Here is a 23,609-nt window from a genome sequence, read left to right as displayed (position 1 = left end):
TACGGAAACACCGGCTTCGCGCAGGCGTTGGTGGGCCTGCTGGAAGCTGGGCTCGGGGTTGGGCGCGTTGCTGGCGGGTGCGTCGGACTCGGGGGTAGGCTCTTCGTAGTGAAAGAAGCGAGCCACGCGGTTGACGGCAATGCAACCGGCCTTGAAGCATAAAGTCAAGTGCGGGTCGCGGGGCTGCTCGACGCTGCTGGTAATTAGGGCCGCCGCGTCGAGAATAAGGCCCGAGGCCGTGACCCAGGAGCGGCCCGGCTGCGGCGAGCGGAAAAACGACAGAATGGGCAGGGACGTATGCGACTCCTCTATTTCCACAAACCATTGCTCCCAGTCCTGCCACTGCGTGCGGTCGTCGCCCAGCGAGCCGGTACGGTTCATCCACAGCACCAGCTCCAGGGCCGACGCCTTGCTGCCTGCCCGCAGCTCCAGGCGCGACACGGCTATTTCGCGCCTGGAAAACGCCTGGTACATGGTGGGCAGATAGGACAGCAGAAGCGTGAGCAGCAGCAGCCCCAGCATGGCCTCCGAGTACGACATCATGTTGGCCCACAGGTCGCGGCTGGGTTCTTCGGAGCCCAGCGTGAGCAAGGAACTGTTGCTGATGCGGAAGCAGCGGTCGAGGTTGCCTTCGCCCAAGGCCCAGAAGATGCCGGTATAAGCTACACTCAGCAGCGCCAGCCACACGATTGGCAGGGCCACCAGCCCGATGGGGGCATATAGGGCCATCACCCGGTCGCGCTGGGCATAGGTGCGGCCCAGCCCGGCCACGGTGTCGAACACGAACCGCAAGCTGGTGAAGATCCAGGCGTTGAGCAGCACGTTCTCGTTGCGGGGCAGTACCAAAGTGCGCACGGCCGACAGCACGGTGAAGATAACCAGGAAGACTCCGCCCCCGAAAACCAGGGGCTTAAGTAGTAATTGCAGCATAGGAAAGCGAGCCACCAACCGGCCGCCTTTCTTGTACTGTTGCCAGGCGGCCGGGGTTGGCTAGGTGCCGCCCGGGTAGCGCAGCCGTTGCCGCCGGTCGGCCAGCACGGCCGCGTACTGCACTTTCAGTTCTTCAGGCAGAAACGAGTGGTCAATCAGCGCCTGCACTTTGGCCTCGTGCCCTACGATTTTCGTGAGCAGGCGGCGGACCCGGGAGAGCGGCAGGCCCAGGCGCTGGCCCAGGGCCAGAAAATCGGGATACGTATAAAAGCCCAGCGCATTAAAATCGGGTGGGTCGTCGTCTGGGTCGGCGAAGAGCGATACGGCCGTGTCCGACTCGTAGGCGAAGTGCAGCTTGGTGCTGAGCAAATCGTAGGCCGGGGTGAGGTGGTACGCGCCGTCTGCTTCGGTACGATAAAGCGAGAAGTTCTTAAGGTGGGCGTCGCCATTGCCAACCAGATAATTGAACAGCAGTAATTGAAAAAAACTGGTTAGCTCGGGTAGGTAAGTGGCCGGCAGCAGCTGCCGAATCAACTGCCCCATTTCCTCGTAGCTGAAATCGTACTTGTAATTGACGCCGTGCTGCTGTTGGGTGCGGCCGGCAAGTTGGGCAAAGTCTTCCTGAAGCAACCGGCTGCCATTGGCCTGCACATCAAACCGCCGCGTTAGGTAGGCTGGTTGCCCACCCGCGAATTGTACAACGGCGCAGGCCGCTACTGGTAGCCGGAACACCTGCCGGGCCAATTGCATCGTCAGGTGCTCGTTGGCCGGCACGGCTTCGGCGTGTTGCTGGATATCGGGTATTGGCTTGAGAATGAACTGGCCGCCGGTGCGCGTCAATTCCAGCACCAGAAGCTCTGTGTTCACGCGCACCGAAAACTTCTCCTGCACTCCCGACATGGACATCTGCTGCGTCAGCTCACGGTAGCGCAAGGCTTCTTCGGGCTCCGCTTGCTGTGGTTCCGAGAAGGCCAAGCCAGCACCTACTACCGCACCATCGAACATTTCCAGCGTGCAGGCCGCGCAAAAATCAGTCTGCTGCTTCGTAAGACGACGGTAGCAGCCGACGCATAGCGCAACTTTCTTCAGTACTTTCATGGGCTTGAGACTTCCCGAATGGTTACGGCCCCGATAGTTTCGGAGTGCGCCGTTTTAACCAGCCGCAACATCTCATCCTGCTCATCAATATTCAGCGTCCGGCACTGAATCCGCTTGGCCACGCCCTCGGCCAGTAAACCAGAAAAAAAACTGAACAACACCGGCGACACAAAAGCCCCGTCGCGCTTGGGCAACGTCAGGCTGATAGCGGGTAATGGTCCGGCTAGGTAAGCAGGCGTGTAGCGGAATGAGAACTGGCTGGTGGTGCGCTGAAGAATTCCGGCCATCTGCCCATTGTAAAGAACTTCGGCCGCCAGTGGTTTCATGATTTAACAGTGATAGATAAGGCTAACCCAACGGCATCCAGTACCCGATTAAGTTGCCGGAAACCCGGATTAGCTTGGCCAGCCTCCAGCTTGGTGATGAAGCTGACCGACACCTGCCCTAATTCAGCCAACTCAATTTGTGAAAGGCCGAGCTTTTGGCGACGGTCAGCAATTGAATGAGCTAACTCTTTCTGGGTAATCAATATAGTAAAATTTTACCTTTTTGTACTTATTTTAAGACAATAATAGTCTTATACAAGTAAATCTAGTAAAGTTTTATTAGAAACGTTACTGTCGTTAGGATACTTCACCCCCGCGCCTTCCATAGCTGCCGGAACGTTTTGGGGGCTACCTGCACGGCGTCGCGGCGCTTGCTCCAGCCCGTCTGGCCCAGCAGGCGGCTCAGCACCCAGTTCTTGGCCGCAGCCGGGGCTAGGTCCCACACCCAGCGGCGCTTCATGCCGTGCAGCCAGAGGCCAATGGCGCGGCGCTCCTCGGGGTCGGTGTAGCCTTGCTGCACGCTTTGCTGGCGGTTTTTGAGCAACAGGTTGTGGATGGGGATTTTCACTGGGCACACCGAGGTGCAGGCCCCGCAGAGGCTGCTGGCGAAGCTCAGGTGCTTGTTTTCTTCCAGGCCCGAGAGGTGCGGCGTAATCACCGAGCCGATGGGCCCCGAGTAGGTGGCCTCATAGCTGTGGCCGCCGATGTTCTTGTACACCGGGCACACATTCAGGCAGGCGCCGCAACGGATGCAGTTCAGGGCTTCGCGCTGCTCAGGCTGGGCCAGCAGGTTGGTGCGGCCGTTGTCGAGCAGAATGACGAACATCTCCTCGGGGCCGTCCTTTTCCAGCGGCTGGCGCGGGCCGGTATAGATGGTATTGTACACCGTGAGTTGTTGGCCGGTGCCGCTGGTGCTGAGCAGCGGCCAGAACAAATCCAGGTCGCGCAGCCGCGGAATCACCTTCTCGATGCCCACAATGGCAATATGGGTGTGCGGAAACGTGGCCGACAGGCGGGCATTACCCTCGTTTTCGGTCACGCAAACCGCGCCCGTATCGGCCACCAAGAAGTTGCCGCCCGTGATGCCCACTTCGGCTGCCGTGTACTTATCGCGCAGCAGGTGGCGGGCCGTGAGCACGAGTTCCTGCGCGTCGTCGGTGTGGGCAATGCCGAGGTGCTTAACGAAGATATCGGCAATATCGGCCTTGCTCAGGTGCATGGCGGGCGTGACGATATGGTAGGGCCGCTCGCCGTTAAGCTGCACAATGAACTCGCCTAAATCCGTCTCCACCGACTCGATGCCGCGCTTTTCGAGGTAGTCGTTGAGATGGATTTCCTCGGTGGTCATACTCTTGGCCTTCACCACGGTGCGGGCCTGGCGGCGCTCCATAATCTTGCCCACCTCGGCCAGCGCCTCCGCCGCATCGCGCGCCCAAATCACCTTGCCGCCGCGCTTGATAAAATTCTCCTCAAACTGCAGCAGGTACTCATCGAGGTGGTTGATTACCTCCGTTTTCAGGTACGACGCCCGGCTGCGGGCCAGCTCGTGGTCGGCGTAGAAACCCATGCCGGTGGTTACGGCCGCATTGTACTTGCCAATGTTGAAGCGGATTTTGCGGCGGTGTTCCAGGTCGAAGGCCTTGTGGTCGGTGTCAACCAAGAACTGAGCGGCTTTGGTGGGAGCGGGGGCGGCAGTTGGCTTCATAGCAATGGGGCGTCGGTGAACAGAGTCAGACAAATATAAAAACCCGCCGGACCGGAATCGGTTCGGCGGGTTTCAGAAGCAGGACGTTCTTTCCCAGGCTCAGTTTCCTACTTCTTGTTCGAGTCGACCACAATGCGCTTGTCGCGGTTGGCGAGGTCCCAGGCGGTGTAAAAAACGAGGTGGGCACGCTTTTCCATCTGTGGGAACTCGATTTTCTCCACTTCGTCGCCCGCGGCGTGGTAATCGTCGTGCACGCCGTTGAAGAAGAAGGCTACCGGGATGCCGTGCTTGGCGAAGTTGTAGTGGTCGGAGCGGTAGTAAAAGCGGTTAGGGTCCTCGGGGTCGTTGAAGCGGAAGTCGAGGTCGATCTTGGTGTACTGCTCGTTCTGGGCCTGCACGATGGTGTGCAGCTCCGAGCTAAGCTTGTCGGAACCGATAACGTACACGTATTCCGGCTTGCCCTCGTGGTCCTTGTCGGTACGGCCCACCATGTCAGTATTCAGGTCGACTACCGTGTTTTCGAGTGGGAAGATTGGGTGGTCGGTGTAGTATTCGGAACCGAGCAGGCCTTTTTCTTCGCCCGTTACGGCCAGAAACAGGATGCTGCGGCGGGGGCCGCGGCCTTCAGCTTTGGCTTTCTGAAAAGCCTGGGCCATTTCCAGCACCGTTACCGTGCCCGAGCCGTCGTCGTCGGCGCCGTTGTGCACCTCGCCGTTGATGATGCCGATGTGGTCGTAGTGGGCCGACAGAATCACCATTTCGTCCTTACGGTCGGTGCCTTCGAGGTAGCCCATCACGTTTTCCGTCACGAAATCCTCGTTTTTGCGCGCGGCCAGTACCGTGGCCTTAGCCGGCCGGAAAGGGCTTACCACCGGTTTGCCGGCCTGCGTTACAGCGGCGGCATACTTGGGCACCGTCTGGGCATTGGTGCCCAGCAGCCTGTAGCCAGCAGCCGGCGACACGAAGTAGGCCGTGGGTCGGGTGGTGCCGGGCTTGGCGTCTTTGAAAGCAATGCTGGGCCGGCTGATGTAGGGCGTCATGCGGGCCGCCAGCTTGCTGAAGTTGCTGTTGGGGTCGAAATCAACGAAGAATACCGAGCGGGCACCTTTCTGGGCAGCCATGGCCAGCTTGGCCCGGTAATCCTGGCCCCACTTGCTGTTCTGGCCATCCTTGCCCAGCAGCGCGGTGCCTTTAGTGGTCTGGGGTTCGCCCAACATAATCAGCAGGTCCTTGCCCTTCACGTCGCCCAGGCTGGCGTAGTCCGAGTAGCCGTCCTGCTCGATGCCGTAGCCCGCGAATACGGGCTGCACGGCGGTGGGAGTGGCGAAGCCCTGTCCACCGAGAGCGTAGAAATCGGTGAGCCACTTGTAGGTGTCGGCTCCAATTTTGAGCGTGGCCCCATCGGCCCAGCTGCCGCGCACCATGGTAAAGTGCTGAACGTAGGGGTTGTCGGAGCCTTTCACCGGGCCCTGCAGGCCGAGGTCGGCGAACTGCTTGGCGAGGTAGTCGGCGGCCATTTTCTGACCTTTCTCGCCGGTTTCGCGGCCCTCGTACGCATCTGAAGCCAGGATGGTGAGGTGCTGGCGCAGGTCGGCTTGAGTGATGGTTTCGGCGTAGGTGCGGGCCAGGTCGGCGGTGGCTGCTGTTGCGCCGGGGGTGGCTACGGCAGTAGCCGTGGTAGCCGTGGCGGCCGCGCTGGCCGAGCCCAGCGGCTGCTGCGTAGCGCACGAAGCGGCCGAGAAGCCCGCAGCCAGCAGGTAGGCGAAGTGGGATGGTTTAAGCATGGGTTTTTGGGAAGGAATTGGACGCTTGAATTCGTTGGAGAGCGGTAGCTCAGCCGTTTTTCACAATCAGCACCGACGCATAAGCGGCCACGCCTTCGCGGCGGCCCACGAAGCCAAGCTTTTCGGTGGTCGTGGCTTTGATGCTGACGTCGTCGGCTTCAATACCCATTACCTCGGCCAGCACGCGCTGCATTTCGGGAATGTGGGGGTTGACTTTGGGCGCTTCGAGGCAGATAGTGGAGTCGATGTTGCTGATGGCGTAGCCTTTCTCGCGCAACAGACGCGCCACTTCGGCCAACAGACGCTTCGAGTCGATTCCTTTGTACTGCGGGTCGGTATCGGGGAAGTGGAAGCCAATGTCGCGCAGGTTGGCCGCGCCCAGCAGCGCGTCGCAAATCACGTGGATGAGCACGTCGGCATCGGAGTGGCCGAGGCCGCCATGGGTGTGGGGCACCAGGATGCCGCCGAGCCAGAAAGGCAGCCCTTCCTGGAGTTGATGAACGTCGTAGCCGAAGCCGGTGCGGATTTTCATGGGGAGAATTGTTGAGAAGGGAGCAAGTTACGGCTTCGGTCCAAAGCGGCCAGCCGGCCAAACCAAGCGGCCGGATGGGTAGCTCGTCAGCAGCCGGGTCAGGTTATGGTGGCAGCGGAGAACGGCTGCTTCATCAGCAGGCAAAAAGTGCGGATTGCGACCGGGGAAAAGGATATGCAGAAGTATTTATGGAAACTCGCAACTCATTAAAAGTTTCCTGCGTACCTTTGCACTCGTATTATGGAAATCAAAGACCGAATCCTGCAATCAGCCCTGCTGCTTTTTACCCGCAACGGGATAAAAAGCGTGTCGATGGATGACATTGCTTCCGACCTAGGCATCTCCAAGAAAACACTCTACAAGTGGTTCGATAACAAGGACGACCTGGTATCGGCCGTAATTGGCGGCCACCTCTGCCGGGTGCAGGGCGAGTGCGAAGGCATTGCCGGCGAGGCCGACAATGCCGTGGACGAAATGGTGCGCATGATGGAGTGGGCCGAGCGACAATTCTCGCAAGTGAACCCCAACACCGTGCACGATTTGCGCAAGTATTACCCGGCTGCCTGGCAGCTGTTCCACAACCATAAAAGCAGGTATATCCTCACCCAGATTCAGGATAACCTGCACCGGGGGATGAAGGAAGGGCTATACCGCGCCAACCTCGACGTGGAGGTATTGGCCCGCCTGCGCCTGGCCCAGATTGACATCTTGTTTGACCCCGACATATTTCCGAACGCCCACTTTGGGCAGTCGCGGGTGCAACTGGCCTGCAACGAGCACTTTCTGCTGGGGCTGGTTACGCTCAAGGGCCACAAGCTCGTCAACGTGTACCGCCACGTAACGGAAGAAGAATAGCGTTTTAAAGCGTAAGATTTTCGGTAAGCGCCTGATCCTAAGCGCATCTAAGCGCTGCCAACCAAGCACTACTAAAGCAACTCCTGCTTTCCTTTTATATGAAGAAGAACTTTCGCCTTTTGCTGCTGGCCGCTGGGCCGGGCCTGCTGGCCCCAGCCGGGGCCGCGCTGGCCCAAACGGCCCAACCCGCGCTGGGCACCACGCTCGATGCCACTTCGGGTACGTTGCCGCTGAGCCTGAAGCAGGCCATCGATTACGCCGTGCAGAACAAGTCGACGCTGCTGGCCACCCGCCTGGGTGAGCAGACGGCCAAGGCCAAAGTGGGCGAAATCCGGTCGGCGGGCCTGCCCCAGGTGAACGTAGCGGCCAACGTGGCCGACAACTTCAAGCTGCAGAAGAGCCTGGTGAACTTCGGGGCGCTGGGCGGCGGCGCATCGGCCACCACCCTGACCCCGGGAGATATTGCGGCGGCCCAGAACGGGCAGACGGTGAACCTGGGCACGGTAACGCTGCCCTCGGAGCCGATGCCGCCCCAGGCCTTTGCGTTCGGGCTGCAGTGGGCCGGCAACACCAGCGCCTCGGTATCGCAGCTGTTGTTTGATGGTGCTTACCTCATTGGCCTGAAAGCGGCCAAAGTGTACGAGCAGCTGGCCCAGAAGCAAACACAGCAGGCCGAAATTGACGTGGTGGAGCAGGTGAGCAAGGCGTACTATAGCACCCTGGTAGCCCGCGAGCGGCTGCAGTTACTCTCGCGCAACGTGCAGCGCCTCGACACGCTGCTCTACCAGACCAACGAAACCTTTAAGGCGGGCTTCGCCGAAAAGCTGGACGTGCAGCGCCTGCAGGTGCAGCGTAACAACCTGGTGGTGGAGCAGCAGAAAGCCAACCGCCTCACCGACCTGAGCGTGGCGCTGCTCAAGTTTCAGATGGGCCTGCCCCAGACCCAGACCGTGGCGCTGAGCGATTCGCTGAGTACGGCGCTGGTAGATGCCGGCTCGCTGCGCCGCACCCTGGGTGCCGCCAACTTTAATACCGGCGGCGGCGTGAGCGGCCTTGGCAGTGTGCCTACCGCGCCTGCTCTGGATTCGCCCAACAATGCTGATCAGCGGGCTCAGGATCAGCAGACGGCCCTGAGCGGCGCGCGCACCGGCCAGCTGGCCGGCGCCATCAACTACAACAACCGCATCGAGTTCAGCACCCTTGAAACCCAGCAGGCCCTGGCCGGCCTAGACTTGGCCAACCGCCGGGCTGGTGCCTACCCGCGCCTGCTGGCCACAGCGGCCTACGGCTTCTCGGGTTCAGGCCTGACTGCCGGCGACCTGTTTGCCTTCCGCGGGCCCGACTCGCGCAGCTCCAACGGCTTTCCCAACCAGAATTGGTTTGGGTTTGGCAATGTAGGCCTGAGCCTGCAGATTCCGGTGTTCGATGGCTTCCGCCGCAAATACCTGGTGCAACAGTCGCGCATTCAGCAGCAAACCATTGAGCGGGGCTTCGAAACCTTGCGCCAGAGCATTGATTTGCAGGATGCCCAAAGCCGCACCAGCCTCATCAACGCCCTCGACGTGCTTGATAACCAGCGTGCCAACCTAAGCCTGGCCGAGGAAGTGTCGCGCGTATCGCGCATCAAGTTTCAGGAGGGTGTAGGTGCCAACCTGGAGGTGATTTCGGCCGAAACCGGTCTGCGCGAAGCCCAGACCAACTACTACGCCGCCCTCTACGACGTGCTGGTGGCCAAAGTCGACCGCGACAAGGCTACCGGCGAGCTGTTCCGCAAAGCGTCCAATTAACTTAAGCTGTTAGCTAAGAGCCAGTAGCTGTTAGCTTTTCCCCAACGACTTCATTCCTCTGTTATATGCGTCCTCTCTCTTTCCTGAAAGCTAACAGCCATAAGCTAGCAGCTAACAGCTTTTTCGTGGCTATCGGCTTGCTGGCCGCTTCCTGCGGCGCCAAAGATCCGGCGGCGGAACTCGCCAAGCTCAAGCAGGAGCAGGCCAGCACCCAGGCCAAGATTTCGGAGCTGGAGGCCACCAACGGCCCTTCGGCGGAGGAAGTGGCTTTGCAGGCTACGCCCGTGTCGGTTATTAAGGTGGCCAATGAAGATTTCAAAAGCTACCTCGAAGTGCAGGGCCGGGTCGATTTCGATCAGAACGCCACCGTATCAGCCCGCGCGGCTGGCACGCTCACCACGCTCAGCGTGAAGCGCGGCGACCAGGTGCGCAAGGGCCAGACGCTGGCCACCGTGGATGGCTCGGTGCTTGATGCCAGCGTGGCCGAGCTGAAGGTGCGCATGGACCTGGCCAAGGTAATTTACGAGAAGCAGAAGCGCCTCTGGGACCAGCAGATCGGAACCGAAATCCAGTTCCTGCAGGCCCGCAACAACTACCGGGCGCTCCAGAGCAACCTGTCTACCCTCAACCGTCAGCGCGAGCTGTACCGGGTAGTAGCGCCCTTCGGCGGCACCGTGGATGACGTGCTGCCCAAGTTGGGCGAAACCGTCGCGCCGGGTGCGCCCGTGGTGAAGCTGCTCAGCAACAGCGGCAGCGGCAAAATCGTGGTCGACGTATCGGAAGCCTACGCCAACAGCATTAAAGTAGGGGATAAGGCCCTGGTCACCATCCCCGATTTGGGCGAAAACGACCTGAACGCCACCGTGCGCGTGGTTACGAGCACCATCAACCCCACCAGCCGAACCTTTACCATCGAGCTGCGCCTGGCCGACCCTGGCAAAGCGGGCCGCCTGCGCCCCAACATGGTCACCAACGTGCGTATTCTCAACTACAACCGTCAGAACGCCACCGTCCTGCCCGTTGACTTGGTGCAGCGCGACGAGCAGAACAGCTACGTGCTGGTTGTAGATGATAAGGGTGGCAAGAAGGTGGCCACCAAGCGCATCATCAAAGTTGGCAACACCTACAACGGCAAAGTGGAGGTAACCGAGGGCCTGCAAACCGGCGACCAGGTCATCTCGGCCGGTTACCAAAATCTGAACGAAGGACAAGCGGTTACGCTGTAGGAGCTAGACGTTAGGCGGAAGCTCGCTCGAAGAAACCCGCTATTATTTTCTGCTGTGCCGCGACTTAGGCTACGCCGATCCAGAATCACTCATTGAACAAGCAAACGAAGTAGGCTGACCTCTGGAAGCATACGGAAAATCCATCCCCGCTTCCAGCAAGTCTTCTAACTCCTAGCTTCTAACTCCTAGCTTCTTCACCCATGCAGGACACCGGAAAAGAATTCGGACCCACCAGTTGGTCCATTGACAATAAGACGACGATTTACATCGTCACGCTTATTCTCACCATTATGGGCATTTTTGCCTACATCAAGCTGGGCAAAGAGAAGTTTCCCGACATCGTGATTCCGCGCATTATCGTGGCCACGATTTACCCCGGCACTTCGCCCACCGACATCGAGAACCTGGTGACGCGCCAGCTTGAAAAGGAAATCAAGAGCGTGAACGGGGTGAAGAAGATTTCTTCGACTTCGAACCAGGACTACGCCATCGTGGACGTGGAGTTTACCTCCGGCGTCGATGTGCAGTATGCCAAGCAGCTCATCAAGGACGCCGTGGATAAGGCCAGCTCCGAGCTACCCAACGACCTGCCCTCGCCGCCCACCGTGCAGGAAGTTAACCTGTCGGAGCTGCCCATTATGAATATCAACCTGGCCGGCAACCTGCCCATCAGCCAGCTGAAAAAATTTGCCGACGACTTTCAGGACAAGATTGAGGCGCTGCCCGAAATCACCCGCGTCGATATTATTGGCGCCCTTGACCAGCAGGTGAACGTGGACGTGGACCTGAACCGGCTGCGGGCCTCGCGCCTGAGCTTTTCGGATATCAGCGCCGCCATTGCCCGCGAGAACGTGACCATTTCGGGCGGCACTGTGGACGTGGGCAACCAGAAGCGCGCCGTGCGCGTGGCCGGCCAGTACGTGCGGGCCGAAAACATTGCCAACATCCAGCTCAAAAACCTGAGTGGCTCGGCCGTGCGCCTCGGCGACATTGCCACCGTCACCGACGGTTTCAAGGACCGTGAGTCGTTTGCCCGCCTCGATGGCAAGCCGGCCGTTACGCTGAACGTGGTGAAGCGCCAGGGCGAAAACCTGATCGACGCTTCCGACAAAATCAAGGAAATCATTGCCGACGCCGAGCTGACGCTGCCCAAGGAACTGACCATCACCGTCACCGGCGACACTTCCAACGACACCCGCGTCACGCTGCATGACCTGATCAACACTATCATCATCGGATTTATCCTGGTAACGCTGATTCTGATGTTCTTCATGGGCACCACCAACGCCCTGTTCGTGGGCCTGTCGGTGCCGCTGAGCATGTTCCTGGCCTTCGTGCTGCTGCCCACGCTCGATTTCTCGCTCAACATGATTGTGCTCTTCGCCTTCCTGCTGGCGCTGGGCATCGTGGTGGACGACGCTATTGTGGTGATTGAGAACACCCACCGCCTGCTACACGAGCACCCCGAAATGACGACGGCCCAGGCTGCCAAGTACGCCGCCGGCGAGGTATTTATCCCGGTTCTGGCCGGTACGCTCACCACCGTGGCGCCGTTCGTGCCGCTCATGTTCTGGCCCGGCATTGTGGGCTCGTTCATGTTCTACCTGCCCGTCACGCTGATTCTGACGCTCATGTCGTCGCTTATCGTGGCCTTCATTATGAACCCCGTGTTTGCCGTGAGCTTCATGGAGCGCGAAGACCACCACTCGGGCGAAAAGCCGCAGTGGGACCGGCCTTTGTCGATTGGGATTGGTGTGCTGGTCGTAATTGCTGTAATATTTTATATTCTCTCGTTATCATCTATAAGTCTAATAGCTGTAGAGAAACAGTTAGCATTCTTGCAAACTCTGCATGATAATGGGGTTTTCGTCGGCAACCTGATGCTCACGCTGGCCGTGCTTGTCATTCTCAACCGCTTCGTGTTCGTGCACCTGATTGCCGGTTTCCAGACCAAGGTGCTACCCCGCTTCCAGGATGGTTACGCCAATATTGTGCGTTGGGCTACTGGTCGTCGAGTTGAAGCGGTAAACAACTCTTTCTGGGGAAGATGGGAAGCGCGTTTAAAGACGTATTTGCATCCGATACTGATAATGGCTAGCGTAGTGGTGCTGTTCATAGTGTCTGGCTTTGCCATCTGGGCCCGTAGCCCCAAGGTGGATTTCTTCCCCAAGGGAGACCCCAAGTTTGTATATACCTACCTGAAAATGCCGGTGGGTACCCGCGTAGCCGTAACCGACTCGGTGGCCCGCATCCTCGAAAAGCGCATCTACGGCGTTATCGGCCAGGATAACCCCGACGTAGAATCGGTAATTACCAACGTGGCTATTGGTGCCGCTGACCCCGGTGAAGCTTCGGCCGCCGGCACTTCGCAGTCGAACCTAGCCAAAGTGGCCGTGGCCTTCAAGGAGATGAGCGAGCGGGAGGGCCAGTCGACGGCTATCTACATGGATAAAATCCGGGAGGTGGTGAAAGGCATTCCGGGCACCGAAATTTCGGTGGACCAGGAAAGCAGCGGCCCGCCCACCGGTAAGCCCATTGCCATTGAGGTTTCGGGAGATGATTACCCGACGCTTATCGCGCTCAGCAAGAACGTGACCCGCTACATCGATTCGGCCAATATTGGCGGCATCGAGCAGCTGCGCTCCAACTTGGAAGACCGCAACCCCGAAATTGCCGTTGATATCAACCGCACCCGCGCCAACCGCGAAGGCATAAGCACCGCCCAGATTGGCATGGAAGTGCGTACGGCCATCTACGGCACCGAGGCCAGCAAATTCAAGACCTCCGACGACGAGTACCCGATTCAGGTGCGTTACGCCGAGCCTTACCGTTCCGATATCGACGCCATCCTGAACTCGCCGCTGACTTTCCGCGACGCTACGGGCTTGGTGCGCCAGGTACCCATTGCCTCGGTGGCTGATGTGCGCTACGGCACGACCTACGGCGGCATTAAGCGCAAAGACGTAAAGCGCGTGATTACGATTTCCTCGAACGTGCTCGGTGGCTTTACCGGCCCCGATGTAGTGCGCCAGATTGAAACCTCGCTCCGCTCGTTTCCGGTACCACCCGGCTACACCGTGAAGATGGGTGGCGCCCAGGAAGACCAGAAGGAAACCTCCGACTTCCTCGGCATTGCCGCCGTGGGCGCCATCGGCCTCATCTTCCTGATTCTGGTGATGCAGTTCAACTCCGTAAGCAAGCCGATTATCATCTTGGCCGAAATCATCTTCTCGGTTATTGGGGTGCTACTGGGCCTGGCCATTACGGGCATGAATATCAGCATCGTGATGACGGGCGTGGGCATTATCGCGCTGGCCGGTATCGTGGTGAAAAACGGTATTCTGCTGGTCGAGTTCACCGACATGCTGCGCAGCCAGGGCATGCCCCTGCGCGAGGCTATTGTGCTGGCCGGCCGCACCCGCCTCAATCCGGTTATCCTCACGGCCACGGCCGCCACGCTGGGCCTGATTCCGCTGGCTATCGGTCTGAACATCGACTTCTACGAGCTCTTTAACTCGGGCCAGCCCAACTTCTTCATTGGCGGCGAGTCGGTTACGTTCTGGGGCCCGTTGGCCTGGACCATCATCTTCGGTCTGGTATTCGCCACGCTCATTACGCTGGTGGTGGTACCGGTGATGTACCTGATTACCGAAAGCCTGAAAATCCGCATCAAGGGCGAACCCGAGGTGCATGCCGATCAGGAGGAAGTGGAGGCTGCCACGCCGCCCATCCTGGCCAACGTATAAATCAAGTTGAGTTCCGGCAAGATTCACTTCTTGCCGGAACTTTTTTTCGCGGACCCTTGCAACCATTGCTACCGCTTCCGGACTCCTTCGCCCGAACGGGCACGGGAGGCGCTGCTTTTGGTTCCGTTCCGTTTTCTTTACTCCTGTTGGCTCGTTTCATGTACGCCTCCACTACTACCGTTCCCAAAACCATTCAGCAGCAGGTGCTGCGCATCATTAGCAAGCGCAAGGCCATTAAGGCGCGCCGCTTGCGCATCGGCAGCGACCTAAGCCGCGAGCTGGGCTTCGATACCGTCGACGTCGTCGATATTATTCTGGAGCTGGAGCGCAACTTTCATATCGTCATCCCCGACGAAGTGCCGCTGACAACAGTTGGCGACTTCGTGAACTACGTTGTCAGCCACACGCCCGCACAGGCACAGGCACAGGCAGCGTAGTTTATTAGCTGTTAGCTGAAGAAAAGCAGAAGGCCCCGCACTCGATTGAGTGCGGGGCCTTCTGCTTTTCTTCAGCTAACAGCTAACGTACGTTTCCGCCCATGTCGCCACCAGCCGGACGGTCGTGGGTCGAGAAGTTAGGTTCGCGGCTGCTGTCGGTGGTATTGGCGGCTACATCGTGCTGAGTGGCAGCAGGCGTACCAGTGGTCTGAGTAGTAGTGGGCTTATTGGCCTCTGAACCCATATTGCCCATCTGCCCCATCGTCGAGACCGATGTTTCGGCTTTCGAAGAGGAGCTGGTCGAGGGCTGATCGTCAGTATCCTTTACCAAGGTAGGGCGGGTGTCCTCCCACTCGGCAAACTTTGTAAGCTCGTCTTGGATAGTGGTGCTGAACCAAGCAACCAGGGCTACGTCATCGAGGAGGCCCAGTACCGGAATAAAGTCCGGAATCAGGTCTATGGGGCTCAGAAAGTAGATGGTAACGGCTACTGCGGCCACTACAGTGGTAGTAGGCAGGCCAGTATATTCGCCCGACGCCGATAGTTTGATAAGCCGGAGCATTGTCTGCAGGGTTTCCCAGGCCTCGTGGGCAATAGAGCCCATGTCCTTCTTGCTGCTGGCTTTCTCGTACGCATCAGTCAGCAGTTGCTTCATGCGCGTAGGCTTTTTAACATATTCCTCGGCCTTGCCGAGAAACTTTTTGAACAGAGGCGAAGAAGCTACGTCCTGTCCTTGAGGGGCTTGCTTATCCATGGAAGCGTAATAAATAGAAAGGGAGAGTGCCGGCCCAAGTGCCGGTGTTGTGCTATACTCTATCAGGCCAAAATGGTTTTAGCCACTTTCCGCGCATTCAGTCACCGCAAATCTCGGTACCAGGTGCCTATAACAGCTGCGCCCCGTCGGGGAGGACGGGGCGCGGCGGTAAGCAAGATGTATAATCGGGTGGCGCTTAGCGGTCGACGCGGCCGGCGGCGTAGAAGTTGCGGCTGTAATAGGCCTGCTGCAGCGAGCTAACCATGACGCCACCATTGGTAGCAGCGTGGGCAAACTTGTTGTCCTTGAGGTAAATGCCTACGTGATAGATGGGCTGGCCCGGGCCCCGACGAAAGAATACCAGGTCGCCGGTCTGCATCTCGTCCTTATCAACGCGCTTAACAGTGCCGAACATGGAGCGCGAGCTGCGCTGCAGCGTGAGGCCGTACACCTCCTTAAATACGCGGGTAACAAAGCCGGAGCAATCGGTGCCGCTTTTGCTGTTGCTACCATAGCGGTAAGGCGTGCCCAGCCAGGAGGCTACGGTCGCCAGCAGCGACTTATTCTCGTTGTAATCAGTCTCGATACCCAAGCGCTCGGCTACTTTGTCGTAGGCCGCCGAGTCGGCGTTCGACAGGGCGCGGGCGTTGTCGCCTTCATCGGCGGGCAGCAGCCCGCCCAGCAGGGAGGCTTGTTGGGAAGAAGCAACCACTAGGTTGCCAGACGCGGCGGGGGCTTGCTCGAATAAAAAGGAGAGGACCATGGCGGCCGCGGCGAGGCAATAGAGGATGCTGTTTTTCATTGTCCGTCGGGAAGGTGCTGGCAGCATTGCCGGGAAGGGCCGTACTGCTCCAAAAGATGTTCGTTACTCGATAGGCAACCGGAAACCCGGATGGCAAAAGCAAAAAATAAGACAGTAGCCCACTGCTTTTCCGGATTGGTCGGACAGAGGCGTGGAGTAAAGCTAGGTCCTAAATGACCGGACGAGCAAGAAAAAAAGTAGTTAAAAACAAATTATCCTGATATAGGTCAACTTATTTAACAAATAGTCTTGCAACCAGCTAAACTCAGCCGAATGATATTGCGTACATCTCGCCCTTTCCCTTCCTCTCATTACTGCTTTATGCAGGTAGCGCGCATTGTAGAAAACTCGCCCTTCGCCCGGCTGGCTCGCCTGAAACTGACGGTGCCCACTGTGGCTATGGTACTGGGCCGCAGCATTCACCTGAGCGGCGTCACGCGCGAGCAGTTTCTGCGCGACCCGTTCTGGGTGGCGCACGAAATGGAGCACATCCGGCAGTTTGAGCAGTATGGGCGCTTGGGGTTTCTGGTGCGCTACCTATGGGGCTGGGCCCGCTATGGCTACTACCACATCCCGTTTGAGGTAGAAGCCCGCGAAGCCGCCGAGCGCGATGCCCACCACTACGCCCAGGGCCAGCCGCTGCCCACCGCCGCCGAGCGCCACGCTACGCCAAAAGCGAGATAGGAGGCTGCAGGACCAGTGCAAAAGGGCGTCATTCAGAGCGAAGCGAAGAATCTCGCGTGCCTACGTTGCAGTGATGCTCCAACGATTAGCACGCGTCATTCTTCGCTTCGCTCTGAATGACGCCCTTGTTTATTCAATCATTCACCAATTTGCTCATTCACTCATTGGTTAGAGCGCTGCCAGGCGGCCACCATCAACGACCAGGGTGGTGCCGTTGATGAAGCTGGCTTCGGAGGAAGCCAGAAAGCAAACGGCGGCCGCTATTTCTTCGGGTGTGCCCACTTGGCCGGTAATTTTCTCTTTGCCGCTTTTTACGTTGGGGTTGCTCCAGAGCATGGGCGTGTCCACGGCCCCGGGTGCCACCGAATTAACCCGGGCGTGGGTATGCGGGATTTCCTGGCTCAGGCCCCGCACAAAGGCATCCATCGCTCCTTTGCTAGCGGCATACGGCACCACGTTGGGCGTAGTCTGGAAAGAATGAACTGAGCTGATGGCCACGATGGCCCCGCCCTTCATATGAGGCAGGCATAGCTGAGTGAGCCGGAACAAGGAGCGCAGATTGACATTCATCAGCTGGTCCCATTCGGCGGGGTCGAGCTTGGAAATGGGGTCGAAGGTCATCATGGCGGCGTTGTTGATGAGCACATCGATGCGGCCCCACTCCTTAATGGTTCGCTCTACGGCCCGCCTTAAGTCGGCGTCTTTGCCCACGTCGCAGCGGATGAACAGTGCCTTCCCACCGGCCTGCTCTACCAGCTCCACCGATTCCGGGCCTTCTTCTTTGTTGCGGCCGATTATGACCACGCGGCCCCCTTCGCGGCCCAGGCGCACGGCCGTGGCCCGCCCAATGCCCGAGGTGGCACCGGTAACGAAGCATACTTTATCCTGGAAACGGCGCGCCGGGGCGGCAATAGCGGTGAAGGGCATGAGCAGGGAAGGCAGTGAAAAGAATACTGTCCCAACGGATAGTCCGGCCGGATGTTTGGTGCCACGTTGCCGGTGCCGGCTAAAACACCTCTGCTAAATGGCAACTCTGGGAGGCCGTTTCACGAATACTATACAATAGGCCCGGGTTCGCCCGCAGGCAATTCATCCATTCTAACCTCCTTTTGTTATGAGTACTTCAAAAACCAACCAGCCCGGCGACGCAGCCGGCAAGCACGTTTCCTTCACGCCTGCCCACCCCGAGGCCGGCAGCTCTTCTTCGACCGGTAACCAGGCAGCCAGTGGCAACGCCCGCAGCCAGCACGACTCGGCTAGCCAGCAGCCAACCGGCACCTCCAGCCAGCAGGCCAGCGGCCAAACGGATGGGCTGGAAGCCAAAGCCAAAGACTGGCTCAACCAGCAGCAGTGGCTGCAGAATGTTGATGTGAATCAGCTTTCCAAACAAGTGAAAGACCTGGGCTCGAAAGCAGTAGAGCAGGTAAACCGGCTCAGCCCAACCCAAAAAGTAGTGGGCGGTGCCCTGCTGGTTAGCGGATTGAGCTGGCTGGCGCTACGCTCCACAAGCAATAAGCGCAACAGCGCTTCTGCCTCTGATAACGCTTACAACGACGAAAGCTGGAAGCCCAGCAGCGAATCGGTGTACCGGGGTCATAAGACGGATGCCTGATTAGCGCGTAGCGAAGAACTCGCTTTCCGCGCTTTATAGCTGGAGCTACAGTACCCATTTTCTTCGCTGCCCTTAAGTTCTTTATAGCGTCAGTCCCCTGTCATTGCCCGATCCGGCAACGACAGGGGACTGACGTTTTTTGTGCTGCCGCCCGCTATACGCAATGCCACCGCTAACGAGCGGCTTCGGGCTGCTCCAGCAGCCGTACGCGGTGCCGGCCACCACTGCGCAGCTCCAGCCACTGGCGCAGCCGCTGGGCTTCGGGCAGCGGTAGCTGCCGGCGGCTGCGTACGGCTACCACAACCACAGTGTCGGCCCCGAGCGAGTCGGTGGCGGGTTGGATGAGGGTGCTGGTGCCGAGCTGCCGCACCAGCGGATGTTCAATCTGTATCTCGCGCAGCAGCACCGAATCGGTTGGCAAGCCCGTCGGGACGATGGTAGCCGCCACCATGCGTTGCAGCCGGCGGGCAATCTGGTCATCGTAGCTGGCCAGTGTCTGCTCGCCCAAGCTGCGCACATCTTCCAGCAGGCTGAGGCGTAACGAGTGGGAGTCGGCAGAGTCGAGGCGACCCAGGCCCTGACGCACAATCAGGCGGGCGTCGGGCAGGCTGTAGGCGGGTAGGCGGGCATACAGTGCCCGAAGCTTCTCTGGCGAAAGGGTCTGGCCGGCCAGCAGCACATTAATGGTATTAGTTTCGGGACTGAGCCGGCGAGTGACGATATAGGAGTTAGTGAGGTTGAACTGTTCCTCTACGAAGCGCTGGGCATTGTGCGTAAATACCGTGCGGCGTACAATGCGGGCGGCCATATATACGCTGGGTACGGCCGTGAGCAGGGCCAAGCCCCACACCGTAAGCTGCACGCGGCGGGCACGGGCGCTGTCGGTAAACGTAGCCCGCGGAATAGGTAATACCCGCACCACCAGCAGCGTAGCCAGCACAATAAACACGCAGTTGATGGAGTACAGATACAGGGCCCCGAACATATACTGCCACTGCCCCATGGCCAAACCGTAGCCCGCCGTGCACAGTGGTGGCATCAGGGCGGTGGCAATGGCCACGCCGGGCAGCACATTGCTTTTCTCGCGCCGGGTGAGAGCCACCGCTCCGGCGGCGCCCCCAAACAGGGCAATCAGTACGTCCCAGGTGGTAGGTACGGTGCGGCCCAGTAGTTCGGTGCCGGCGTCGGTGAGGGGCGTGAGCCGGAAGTAAGCGGCCGACACCAGCAGGCTGATAACTGTGGCCAGCAGCAGGTTGGAAAGCCCCCGCTGAATAATTTCGACCCGCACGGTAGCCGCCCCAAACCCAATACCCACAATAGGGCCCATGAGCGGCGAAATCAGCATGGCTCCAATTACTACGGCCGTGGAGTTGACGTTGAGCCCCACCGAAGCTACCAAGATGGCGAACATGAGTACCCACAGGTTGGTACCCCGGAACAACAGACCTTCTTCCACATCCTGCACAATGTCGTCAGGCGTGCCCATGTCCTGGGTCAGGTCGAAGCGCAGACGCAGCCAGCGGAGCAGCACAAAAATCATGGTTTGGGGCTAAGTAGTAACAGGAGGCGCAGCTGCCGGGAGTGTTGGTACGGGTGCTAAAGCGCGGCCTTAAAGGTCAGGGTTTTATCGGTGTATGCCTGTAGCTCGGCTAGCTCGCGGGCAATACGCTGTTGTTAGGCAGTTACCAAAGCAGAGCTTTTGTAGGTTTCACTGTCATCGGCATGCTGTAGCAGCTGACTTTCGGAATGAGCTGTCGGAACAGGGTTTTCGTGTTTCTGCTGCAGCTCGCGCGTGTTGGCGGCCTGTTAGCCCAGCTGCCGCACAAAGCAGCGGGCATATAGTTCTGTAATACCAAAGTGTACCTGCTCGTGGGCCAGCACCCGCGAATCGGTGGCGGAGGGTTTGAAGTAGAAATCGGGGCAGCTGAAGTAGGTTTCGATAGTGAAATGGGCCTTGTTCAGCCCCAGCCCGGGGTAGCGGTACCGGATGTTGTTGCTGGTAGCCGCCTGAGACGGCCGGTTAGCAACGGACCCCTTGAAATCGGCCACTCGCAGCCGGCGGTTAGGCTGCCATACGATTTCGCGTTCGTAAGCCGTCAGGTCGGTCAGGCGCAGGAGCAGGGCCCGACTCTGGTGGCAGGCTGTGGTAGCCAGGTCCAACAGCGCATAGAAGGAGCAGGTGCTTCATCAAGAGAAAACGTAAGGAGGGATGCGCTGACCGGCCGGCGAAAGTACATCAGCCGGCTTCGGTCCGTAGCCTAGCCGGCCGCTTCCTCTTCGCGGAACAGCTTGGCATCGGCCCAGAAAGTGCCGAGGGGCACAATGGAGGCGAGCAGGGCCAGCGCTGTTTTGCGCCACGACCAACTGTACTGGACCGCGGCCCCAATCACGAGCAGGCAGTACAGCACAAACAGCGCCCCGTGGGCCATGCCTACTACCCGCACGGCCGCCGGCTGGCCAAAAAAGTACTTCAGCGGCATGGCTACGCCCAGCAGCAGCAAAAACGAAAGACCTTCCAGAAGGCCAACCAGCCGCAAACGGCCCAGCGAGGAAGCAAAAAACTGTTTCATAAGCATAACCAGGGGGCCATCGAAAGCAACCGACCCGGCGTAAAGGTACGGTCGGCACCTCATCCTGCACTAACCCAGCGGCTTTTGCCGGCACCGGCCTTTTGGCCCCAGCACCTAAACGGCGGCAGCTTCCGAAGAGACTGCCGCCGTTGCTGCGTCGGGAATAGAGGCCGGTTACTGCTTCATAAACCGCTCGTGGAATGTTTTCTGCCCGTCGCTGACGGTGAGCAGATACACGCCAGTAGCCAGGTTGGCCACGTTCAGCTGGCCGTTCTCGAAACGGACGTTGGCCACCTTCGCGCCGCGCAAATCGGTAATCGAAGCCGATACTACCGGGGCTTTACCAGCCAGCACGATATTGAGCACGCTGGCCGTGGGGTTAGGGTACAGCGTCAGGGCCTTCTCGAAGCGGCCGTCGCCCACCGTTGCGCCCTGGGCCGCTACGTAAACCTCGGTGCCGGCTGCTCCGCCGATGATGGTTACGGAGTAGTCTTCGGTTTCGCCATAGGTGAAGCTATTGCAGCTGGTGGTGCTGGCATTGTCGCTCATGGTTACCCGCATGCGGGTTTTACCGGTTAGGGCCGAAGAAGGGACCGTGAACGTAGCCGACAGCGTGGCGCTGCTCGACGAAGCACCCGATACGACTGTCTCACCGGCATCGGTAAAGTCGCCGTCCTGGTTGTAGTCGATGTATATGCGCCAGTTCTCGTTGTAGGCCGTCGAACGGAAACCGGCCGAGATGTTGATGGTCTGCGCCGAACCGGCAGCAATGTTCGTGTTCAAGGCCGTACCGTTGTAGTAGCCGCCATCGGCGCCCGAGGTACGGTTGATGCTGCCCAGACGAACCAGGTCAATCCACTCGTAGCTCACGTTGTTGCCCTTGCTGGCGCAGTACGTAACGGCAACTGGTGGGGTTGGAGGAGTAGGCGGGGTTGTCGGCGGCGGCGGTGGGGGCGGGGTGCCACCAGCCGGCGCCGTACCGGCTACCGTAAACGTGCCCAGCGAGCCGTAGTCGGAGTAGCCATCGGTGGCGGGGTTGGCCGCGCCGGTACCATCTACCTGCAGGAAATAGGTGCCGGCACCCAGCGTGGTGCTCACTGTTGCGTTGAGGCTGCCGCCGGTATCGTAAGTGCCTACCAGACCGCCGGTGCTGTTCAGCAGCCGCACTACCACATCAAGGTTGCCGTAACGGGCCACCGTATTTATATTGAAGCTTACCGCGCCGCCGCTGGTGGTAAAGCTAAAGTGGTCCTGGTCATCGGTGCGCTCAATCAGGCCGTTGCCGGTCAGGTTGTCGCCGCTGCGGGCCAGGGGCGTGGCCGTGCCGGTTGTGTTGCCGTGGTCGTCGGCGCGGTAGCCCACGTTGTAGGTCGGGCCGCTCATAATGGCTAGATCGTCTTGGGTCTGGTTGGCGTTGGCGTACTCCCCCTTGCTCCACTGGCTGATGGGCTTGTAGTAGCCTACACCCATAATCGGCGCCCACGAGCCCTGGCCCTGGTAGTAACCCTCACTGGGACTGGTGCGGCCGTCGTGGCTCAGGCCCAGCGTGTGGCCCACCTCGTGCGAAGCCGCCTCGCCCCCCGCTTTGGGGTCATTCATGAACACCCAGCAAGGCGTGTCGTTGTTGTAGCGGAACGAGGTGAGGTAAGCAACCCCGCCAGCCCCGGGGGCCGCCGTGTTGGTGGGCGTCACAATCACGCGCATGCGCATATTTAGGGGGTAGGCATTGAACACGGCCTCGTCGGTGGTCACGTTCATGTCGAAGGGCCGGAAGTCCTCGCTTACCAGCTCCCAGAATGCCTGCACCTTGGCCGCATCGTTCTGAATGCCCGAGGGCGCAGCATCAATCGGGTTGCCGTTGTTCCAGGGCGTGCCCGACACGTACTGGCCGTCGAGGTCGATGTAGATGCAGCCCTTGGCACCGGGCAGGCTCTGCAGCGAAACCACCGCGGCGGCCATGCCGGCCGCGCGGTTGGCCGGGGCCGCCTCGGGAGCCTGGTAGCCCACGGGCTTATCGTAGTTGATGCAGATAACCTGGTTGATATCAACTTCCTGCACCTGGGCGTTGCCCTGTGCGTCGGTCGAGTAGCGGTAGGCCCGCTTGGTATCCCGGAGCACAATGTGCCCCTCAACCTGCGTGCCCTCTATCCGTACAAAAAACGAAGAATTCGGTACGCCCACCAACTCGCCTACCAGGTACTCGCCGGTCGAGGCTAGGTCTTCACGGTAGTTCACTTGACCAGTGAAATTCTGGTTGGCAGCCACCCGCAGCGAAACAGTGGGTTTGGGCTGGCGGCGAGCCACATCGGCGGCCACTTCGGTTTCGAGCTGCCGCACTAGGTTCTGCGGGCTTCCCAGCGAGTAAGTAGGGCCGGCAGCCCTGTTTTGAGCGAGGGCCGGAGCAGCGGCGGCCAGCATGGCCATACCGAGCCCGTAGGCATAAAGCTTGTTCATAGAAAAGAAGGATTGGTTGTGGAAAAGAGAGGGCGGACTAGCGCGGCAGCCGGATGAGCTATTACGCTATCCGGCAAATGTATTATTAATAAGGAACCGGCCAACAGCTGCGGTTTATATATATAGCTTTGATATGTAGCATATTGCCATTCTGCGAAAGGTGATAATCTGCCGTCACCTATTCAAAAAAGCTAATTTCGACTTATCTCCTACCTGCTGTTTAACCCACAGTACGAAGTTGGCTTTATTCCAGAATGCCATAATTATATTCAGTTGACCCGGCTACGGGTGGCTCTGGGGATGGGCC

The 23,609-nt window shown here is 59.3% G+C and carries 21 protein-coding genes; 7 read left to right on the top strand and 14 right to left on the bottom strand.

What is annotated here, in order from left to right; genetic code table 11:
* The 7 genes from HW556_RS01590 to ispF all read right to left on the bottom strand — a co-directional run.
* The coding region (locus HW556_RS01590; protein WP_176897337.1) for a hypothetical protein at positions 1-930 on the bottom strand (930 nt) is incomplete at its 3' end.
* A gap of 60 nt (positions 931-990) precedes the next feature.
* Positions 991-2,028 carry a HipA domain-containing protein gene (locus HW556_RS01585; protein WP_176897335.1) on the bottom strand — a complete coding sequence of 346 codons (1,038 nt, stop codon included), beginning with the start codon at positions 2,026-2,028 and terminating at the stop codon, positions 991-993.
* Positions 2,025-2,354, bottom strand: a complete 330-nt coding sequence (locus tag HW556_RS01580; protein ID WP_176897333.1) for a HipA N-terminal domain-containing protein — start codon at positions 2,352-2,354, stop codon at positions 2,025-2,027. Before HW556_RS01580 ends, HW556_RS01585 begins: the two co-directional genes overlap by 4 nt.
* Complete coding sequence (locus HW556_RS01575) at positions 2,351-2,557, bottom strand: helix-turn-helix domain-containing protein (RefSeq protein WP_218136839.1); 207 nt, start codon at positions 2,555-2,557, stop codon at positions 2,351-2,353. Before HW556_RS01575 ends, HW556_RS01580 begins: the two co-directional genes overlap by 4 nt.
* 104 nt (positions 2,558-2,661) lie before the next feature.
* Positions 2,662-4,059 carry a LutB/LldF family L-lactate oxidation iron-sulfur protein gene (locus tag HW556_RS01570; RefSeq protein ID WP_176897330.1) on the bottom strand — a complete coding sequence of 466 codons (1,398 nt, stop codon included), beginning with the start codon at positions 4,057-4,059 and terminating at the stop codon, positions 2,662-2,664.
* A 107-nt stretch (positions 4,060-4,166) separates the two neighbouring features.
* Positions 4,167-5,843 carry a M28 family peptidase gene (locus HW556_RS01565; RefSeq protein WP_176897328.1) on the bottom strand — a complete coding sequence of 559 codons (1,677 nt, stop codon included), beginning with the start codon at positions 5,841-5,843 and terminating at the stop codon, positions 4,167-4,169.
* A 49-nt stretch (positions 5,844-5,892) separates the two neighbouring features.
* Positions 5,893-6,375: a 2-C-methyl-D-erythritol 2,4-cyclodiphosphate synthase gene (gene ispF / locus HW556_RS01560; RefSeq protein WP_176897326.1), complete on the bottom strand. Its 483-nt coding sequence runs from the start codon at positions 6,373-6,375 to the stop codon at positions 5,893-5,895.
* Positions 6,376-6,615: 240 nt separating this feature from the next.
* Between ispF and HW556_RS01555 the strand changes: the two genes are divergently transcribed.
* From HW556_RS01555 to HW556_RS01535, 5 genes are all read left to right on the top strand, one after another.
* Positions 6,616-7,230 carry a TetR/AcrR family transcriptional regulator gene (locus HW556_RS01555; protein WP_176897324.1) on the top strand — a complete coding sequence of 205 codons (615 nt, stop codon included), beginning with the start codon at positions 6,616-6,618 and terminating at the stop codon, positions 7,228-7,230.
* A gap of 98 nt (positions 7,231-7,328) precedes the next feature.
* On the top strand, positions 7,329-9,017 hold the full coding sequence (locus tag HW556_RS01550) for a TolC family protein (protein ID WP_176897323.1): 1,689 nt from the start codon (positions 7,329-7,331) through the stop codon (positions 9,015-9,017).
* A 65-nt stretch (positions 9,018-9,082) separates the two neighbouring features.
* Positions 9,083-10,243, top strand: coding sequence for an efflux RND transporter periplasmic adaptor subunit (locus HW556_RS01545; RefSeq protein ID WP_176897322.1), 1,161 nt, complete (start codon positions 9,083-9,085; stop codon positions 10,241-10,243).
* 200 nt (positions 10,244-10,443) lie between these two features.
* Positions 10,444-13,989: an efflux RND transporter permease subunit gene (locus HW556_RS01540; RefSeq protein WP_176897321.1), complete on the top strand. Its 3,546-nt coding sequence runs from the start codon at positions 10,444-10,446 to the stop codon at positions 13,987-13,989.
* Positions 13,990-14,147: 158 nt separating this feature from the next.
* Entirely contained in the window at positions 14,148-14,426 is a 279-nt protein-coding gene (locus tag HW556_RS01535; protein ID WP_176897320.1) for an acyl carrier protein, read from the top strand.
* A gap of 82 nt (positions 14,427-14,508) precedes the next feature.
* On the opposite strand, the gene HW556_RS18985 is transcribed toward HW556_RS01535, so the two are convergent.
* Positions 14,509-15,180: a YkvA family protein gene (locus HW556_RS18985; protein WP_394354128.1), complete on the bottom strand. Its 672-nt coding sequence runs from the start codon at positions 15,178-15,180 to the stop codon at positions 14,509-14,511.
* A 196-nt stretch (positions 15,181-15,376) separates the two neighbouring features.
* Complete coding sequence (locus tag HW556_RS01525) at positions 15,377-15,982, bottom strand: C40 family peptidase (protein ID WP_246289483.1); 606 nt, start codon at positions 15,980-15,982, stop codon at positions 15,377-15,379.
* A 279-nt stretch (positions 15,983-16,261) separates the two neighbouring features.
* On the opposite strand from HW556_RS01525, the gene HW556_RS01520 reads away from it, so the two are divergent.
* Positions 16,262-16,666, top strand: a complete 405-nt coding sequence (locus HW556_RS01520) for a hypothetical protein (RefSeq protein ID WP_246289482.1) — start codon at positions 16,262-16,264, stop codon at positions 16,664-16,666.
* A gap of 168 nt (positions 16,667-16,834) precedes the next feature.
* On the opposite strand, the gene HW556_RS01515 is transcribed toward HW556_RS01520, so the two are convergent.
* On the bottom strand, positions 16,835-17,593 hold the full coding sequence (locus tag HW556_RS01515; RefSeq protein WP_176897318.1) for an SDR family NAD(P)-dependent oxidoreductase: 759 nt from the start codon (positions 17,591-17,593) through the stop codon (positions 16,835-16,837).
* Between the two features lie 187 nt (positions 17,594-17,780).
* On the opposite strand from HW556_RS01515, the gene HW556_RS01510 reads away from it, so the two are divergent.
* A complete protein-coding gene (locus HW556_RS01510) occupies positions 17,781-18,278 on the top strand; it encodes a hypothetical protein (RefSeq protein WP_176897317.1) in 498 nt (165 codons plus the stop codon).
* Between the two features lie 172 nt (positions 18,279-18,450).
* Here the strand turns inward: HW556_RS01510 and HW556_RS01505 are convergent, their stop codons facing one another.
* The 4 genes from HW556_RS01505 to HW556_RS01490 form a co-directional block, all read right to left on the bottom strand.
* Complete coding sequence (locus HW556_RS01505; RefSeq protein ID WP_176897315.1) at positions 18,451-19,818, bottom strand: DUF389 domain-containing protein; 1,368 nt, start codon at positions 19,816-19,818, stop codon at positions 18,451-18,453.
* 266 nt (positions 19,819-20,084) lie between these two features.
* Positions 20,085-20,438, bottom strand: a complete 354-nt coding sequence (locus HW556_RS01500) for a hypothetical protein (protein WP_176897314.1) — start codon at positions 20,436-20,438, stop codon at positions 20,085-20,087.
* A gap of 98 nt (positions 20,439-20,536) precedes the next feature.
* Complete coding sequence (locus HW556_RS01495) at positions 20,537-20,848, bottom strand: DUF3817 domain-containing protein (protein WP_176897313.1); 312 nt, start codon at positions 20,846-20,848, stop codon at positions 20,537-20,539.
* 174 nt (positions 20,849-21,022) lie between these two features.
* Positions 21,023-23,302: a GEVED domain-containing protein gene (locus HW556_RS01490; RefSeq protein ID WP_176897312.1), complete on the bottom strand. Its 2,280-nt coding sequence runs from the start codon at positions 23,300-23,302 to the stop codon at positions 21,023-21,025.
* Between the last annotated feature and the right edge of the window lie 307 nt (positions 23,303-23,609).

Source organism: Hymenobacter terrestris, assembly GCF_013377905.1.
Taxonomy (GTDB): domain Bacteria; phylum Bacteroidota; class Bacteroidia; order Cytophagales; family Hymenobacteraceae; genus Hymenobacter; species Hymenobacter terrestris.
Note: the sequence above shows the minus strand (reverse complement) of the source record. Positions and strands in the feature narration are given on the sequence as shown.

Excerpts from the sequence above, each read along its gene's own strand:
- HW556_RS01490 (WP_176897312.1), bottom strand. The coding sequence starts at position 23,302 with ATGAACAAGCTTTATGCCTACGGGCTCGGTATGGCCATGCTGGCCGCC.
- HW556_RS01545 (WP_176897322.1), top strand. The coding sequence starts at position 9,083 with ATGCGTCCTCTCTCTTTCCTGAAAGCTAACAGCCATAAGCTAGCAGCT.
- HW556_RS01535 (WP_176897320.1), top strand. The coding sequence starts at position 14,148 with ATGTACGCCTCCACTACTACCGTTCCCAAAACCATTCAGCAGCAGGTG.
- HW556_RS01580 (WP_176897333.1), bottom strand. The coding sequence starts at position 2,354 with ATGAAACCACTGGCGGCCGAAGTTCTTTACAATGGGCAGATGGCCGGA.
- HW556_RS01550 (WP_176897323.1), top strand. The coding sequence starts at position 7,329 with ATGAAGAAGAACTTTCGCCTTTTGCTGCTGGCCGCTGGGCCGGGCCTG.
- HW556_RS01510 (WP_176897317.1), top strand. The coding sequence starts at position 17,781 with ATGAGTACTTCAAAAACCAACCAGCCCGGCGACGCAGCCGGCAAGCAC.
- HW556_RS01565 (WP_176897328.1), bottom strand. The coding sequence starts at position 5,843 with ATGCTTAAACCATCCCACTTCGCCTACCTGCTGGCTGCGGGCTTCTCG.
- HW556_RS01495 (WP_176897313.1), bottom strand. The coding sequence starts at position 20,848 with ATGAAACAGTTTTTTGCTTCCTCGCTGGGCCGTTTGCGGCTGGTTGGC.
- HW556_RS01585 (WP_176897335.1), bottom strand. The coding sequence starts at position 2,028 with ATGAAAGTACTGAAGAAAGTTGCGCTATGCGTCGGCTGCTACCGTCGT.
- HW556_RS18985 (WP_394354128.1), bottom strand. The coding sequence starts at position 15,180 with ATGGATAAGCAAGCCCCTCAAGGACAGGACGTAGCTTCTTCGCCTCTG.
- HW556_RS01570 (WP_176897330.1), bottom strand. The coding sequence starts at position 4,059 with ATGAAGCCAACTGCCGCCCCCGCTCCCACCAAAGCCGCTCAGTTCTTG.
- HW556_RS01505 (WP_176897315.1), bottom strand. The coding sequence starts at position 19,818 with ATGATTTTTGTGCTGCTCCGCTGGCTGCGTCTGCGCTTCGACCTGACC.
- HW556_RS01555 (WP_176897324.1), top strand. The coding sequence starts at position 6,616 with ATGGAAATCAAAGACCGAATCCTGCAATCAGCCCTGCTGCTTTTTACC.
- ispF (WP_176897326.1), bottom strand. The coding sequence starts at position 6,375 with ATGAAAATCCGCACCGGCTTCGGCTACGACGTTCATCAACTCCAGGAA.
- HW556_RS01525 (WP_246289483.1), bottom strand. The coding sequence starts at position 15,982 with ATGAAAAACAGCATCCTCTATTGCCTCGCCGCGGCCGCCATGGTCCTC.
- HW556_RS01540 (WP_176897321.1), top strand. The coding sequence starts at position 10,444 with ATGCAGGACACCGGAAAAGAATTCGGACCCACCAGTTGGTCCATTGAC.
- HW556_RS01515 (WP_176897318.1), bottom strand. The coding sequence starts at position 17,593 with ATGCCCTTCACCGCTATTGCCGCCCCGGCGCGCCGTTTCCAGGATAAA.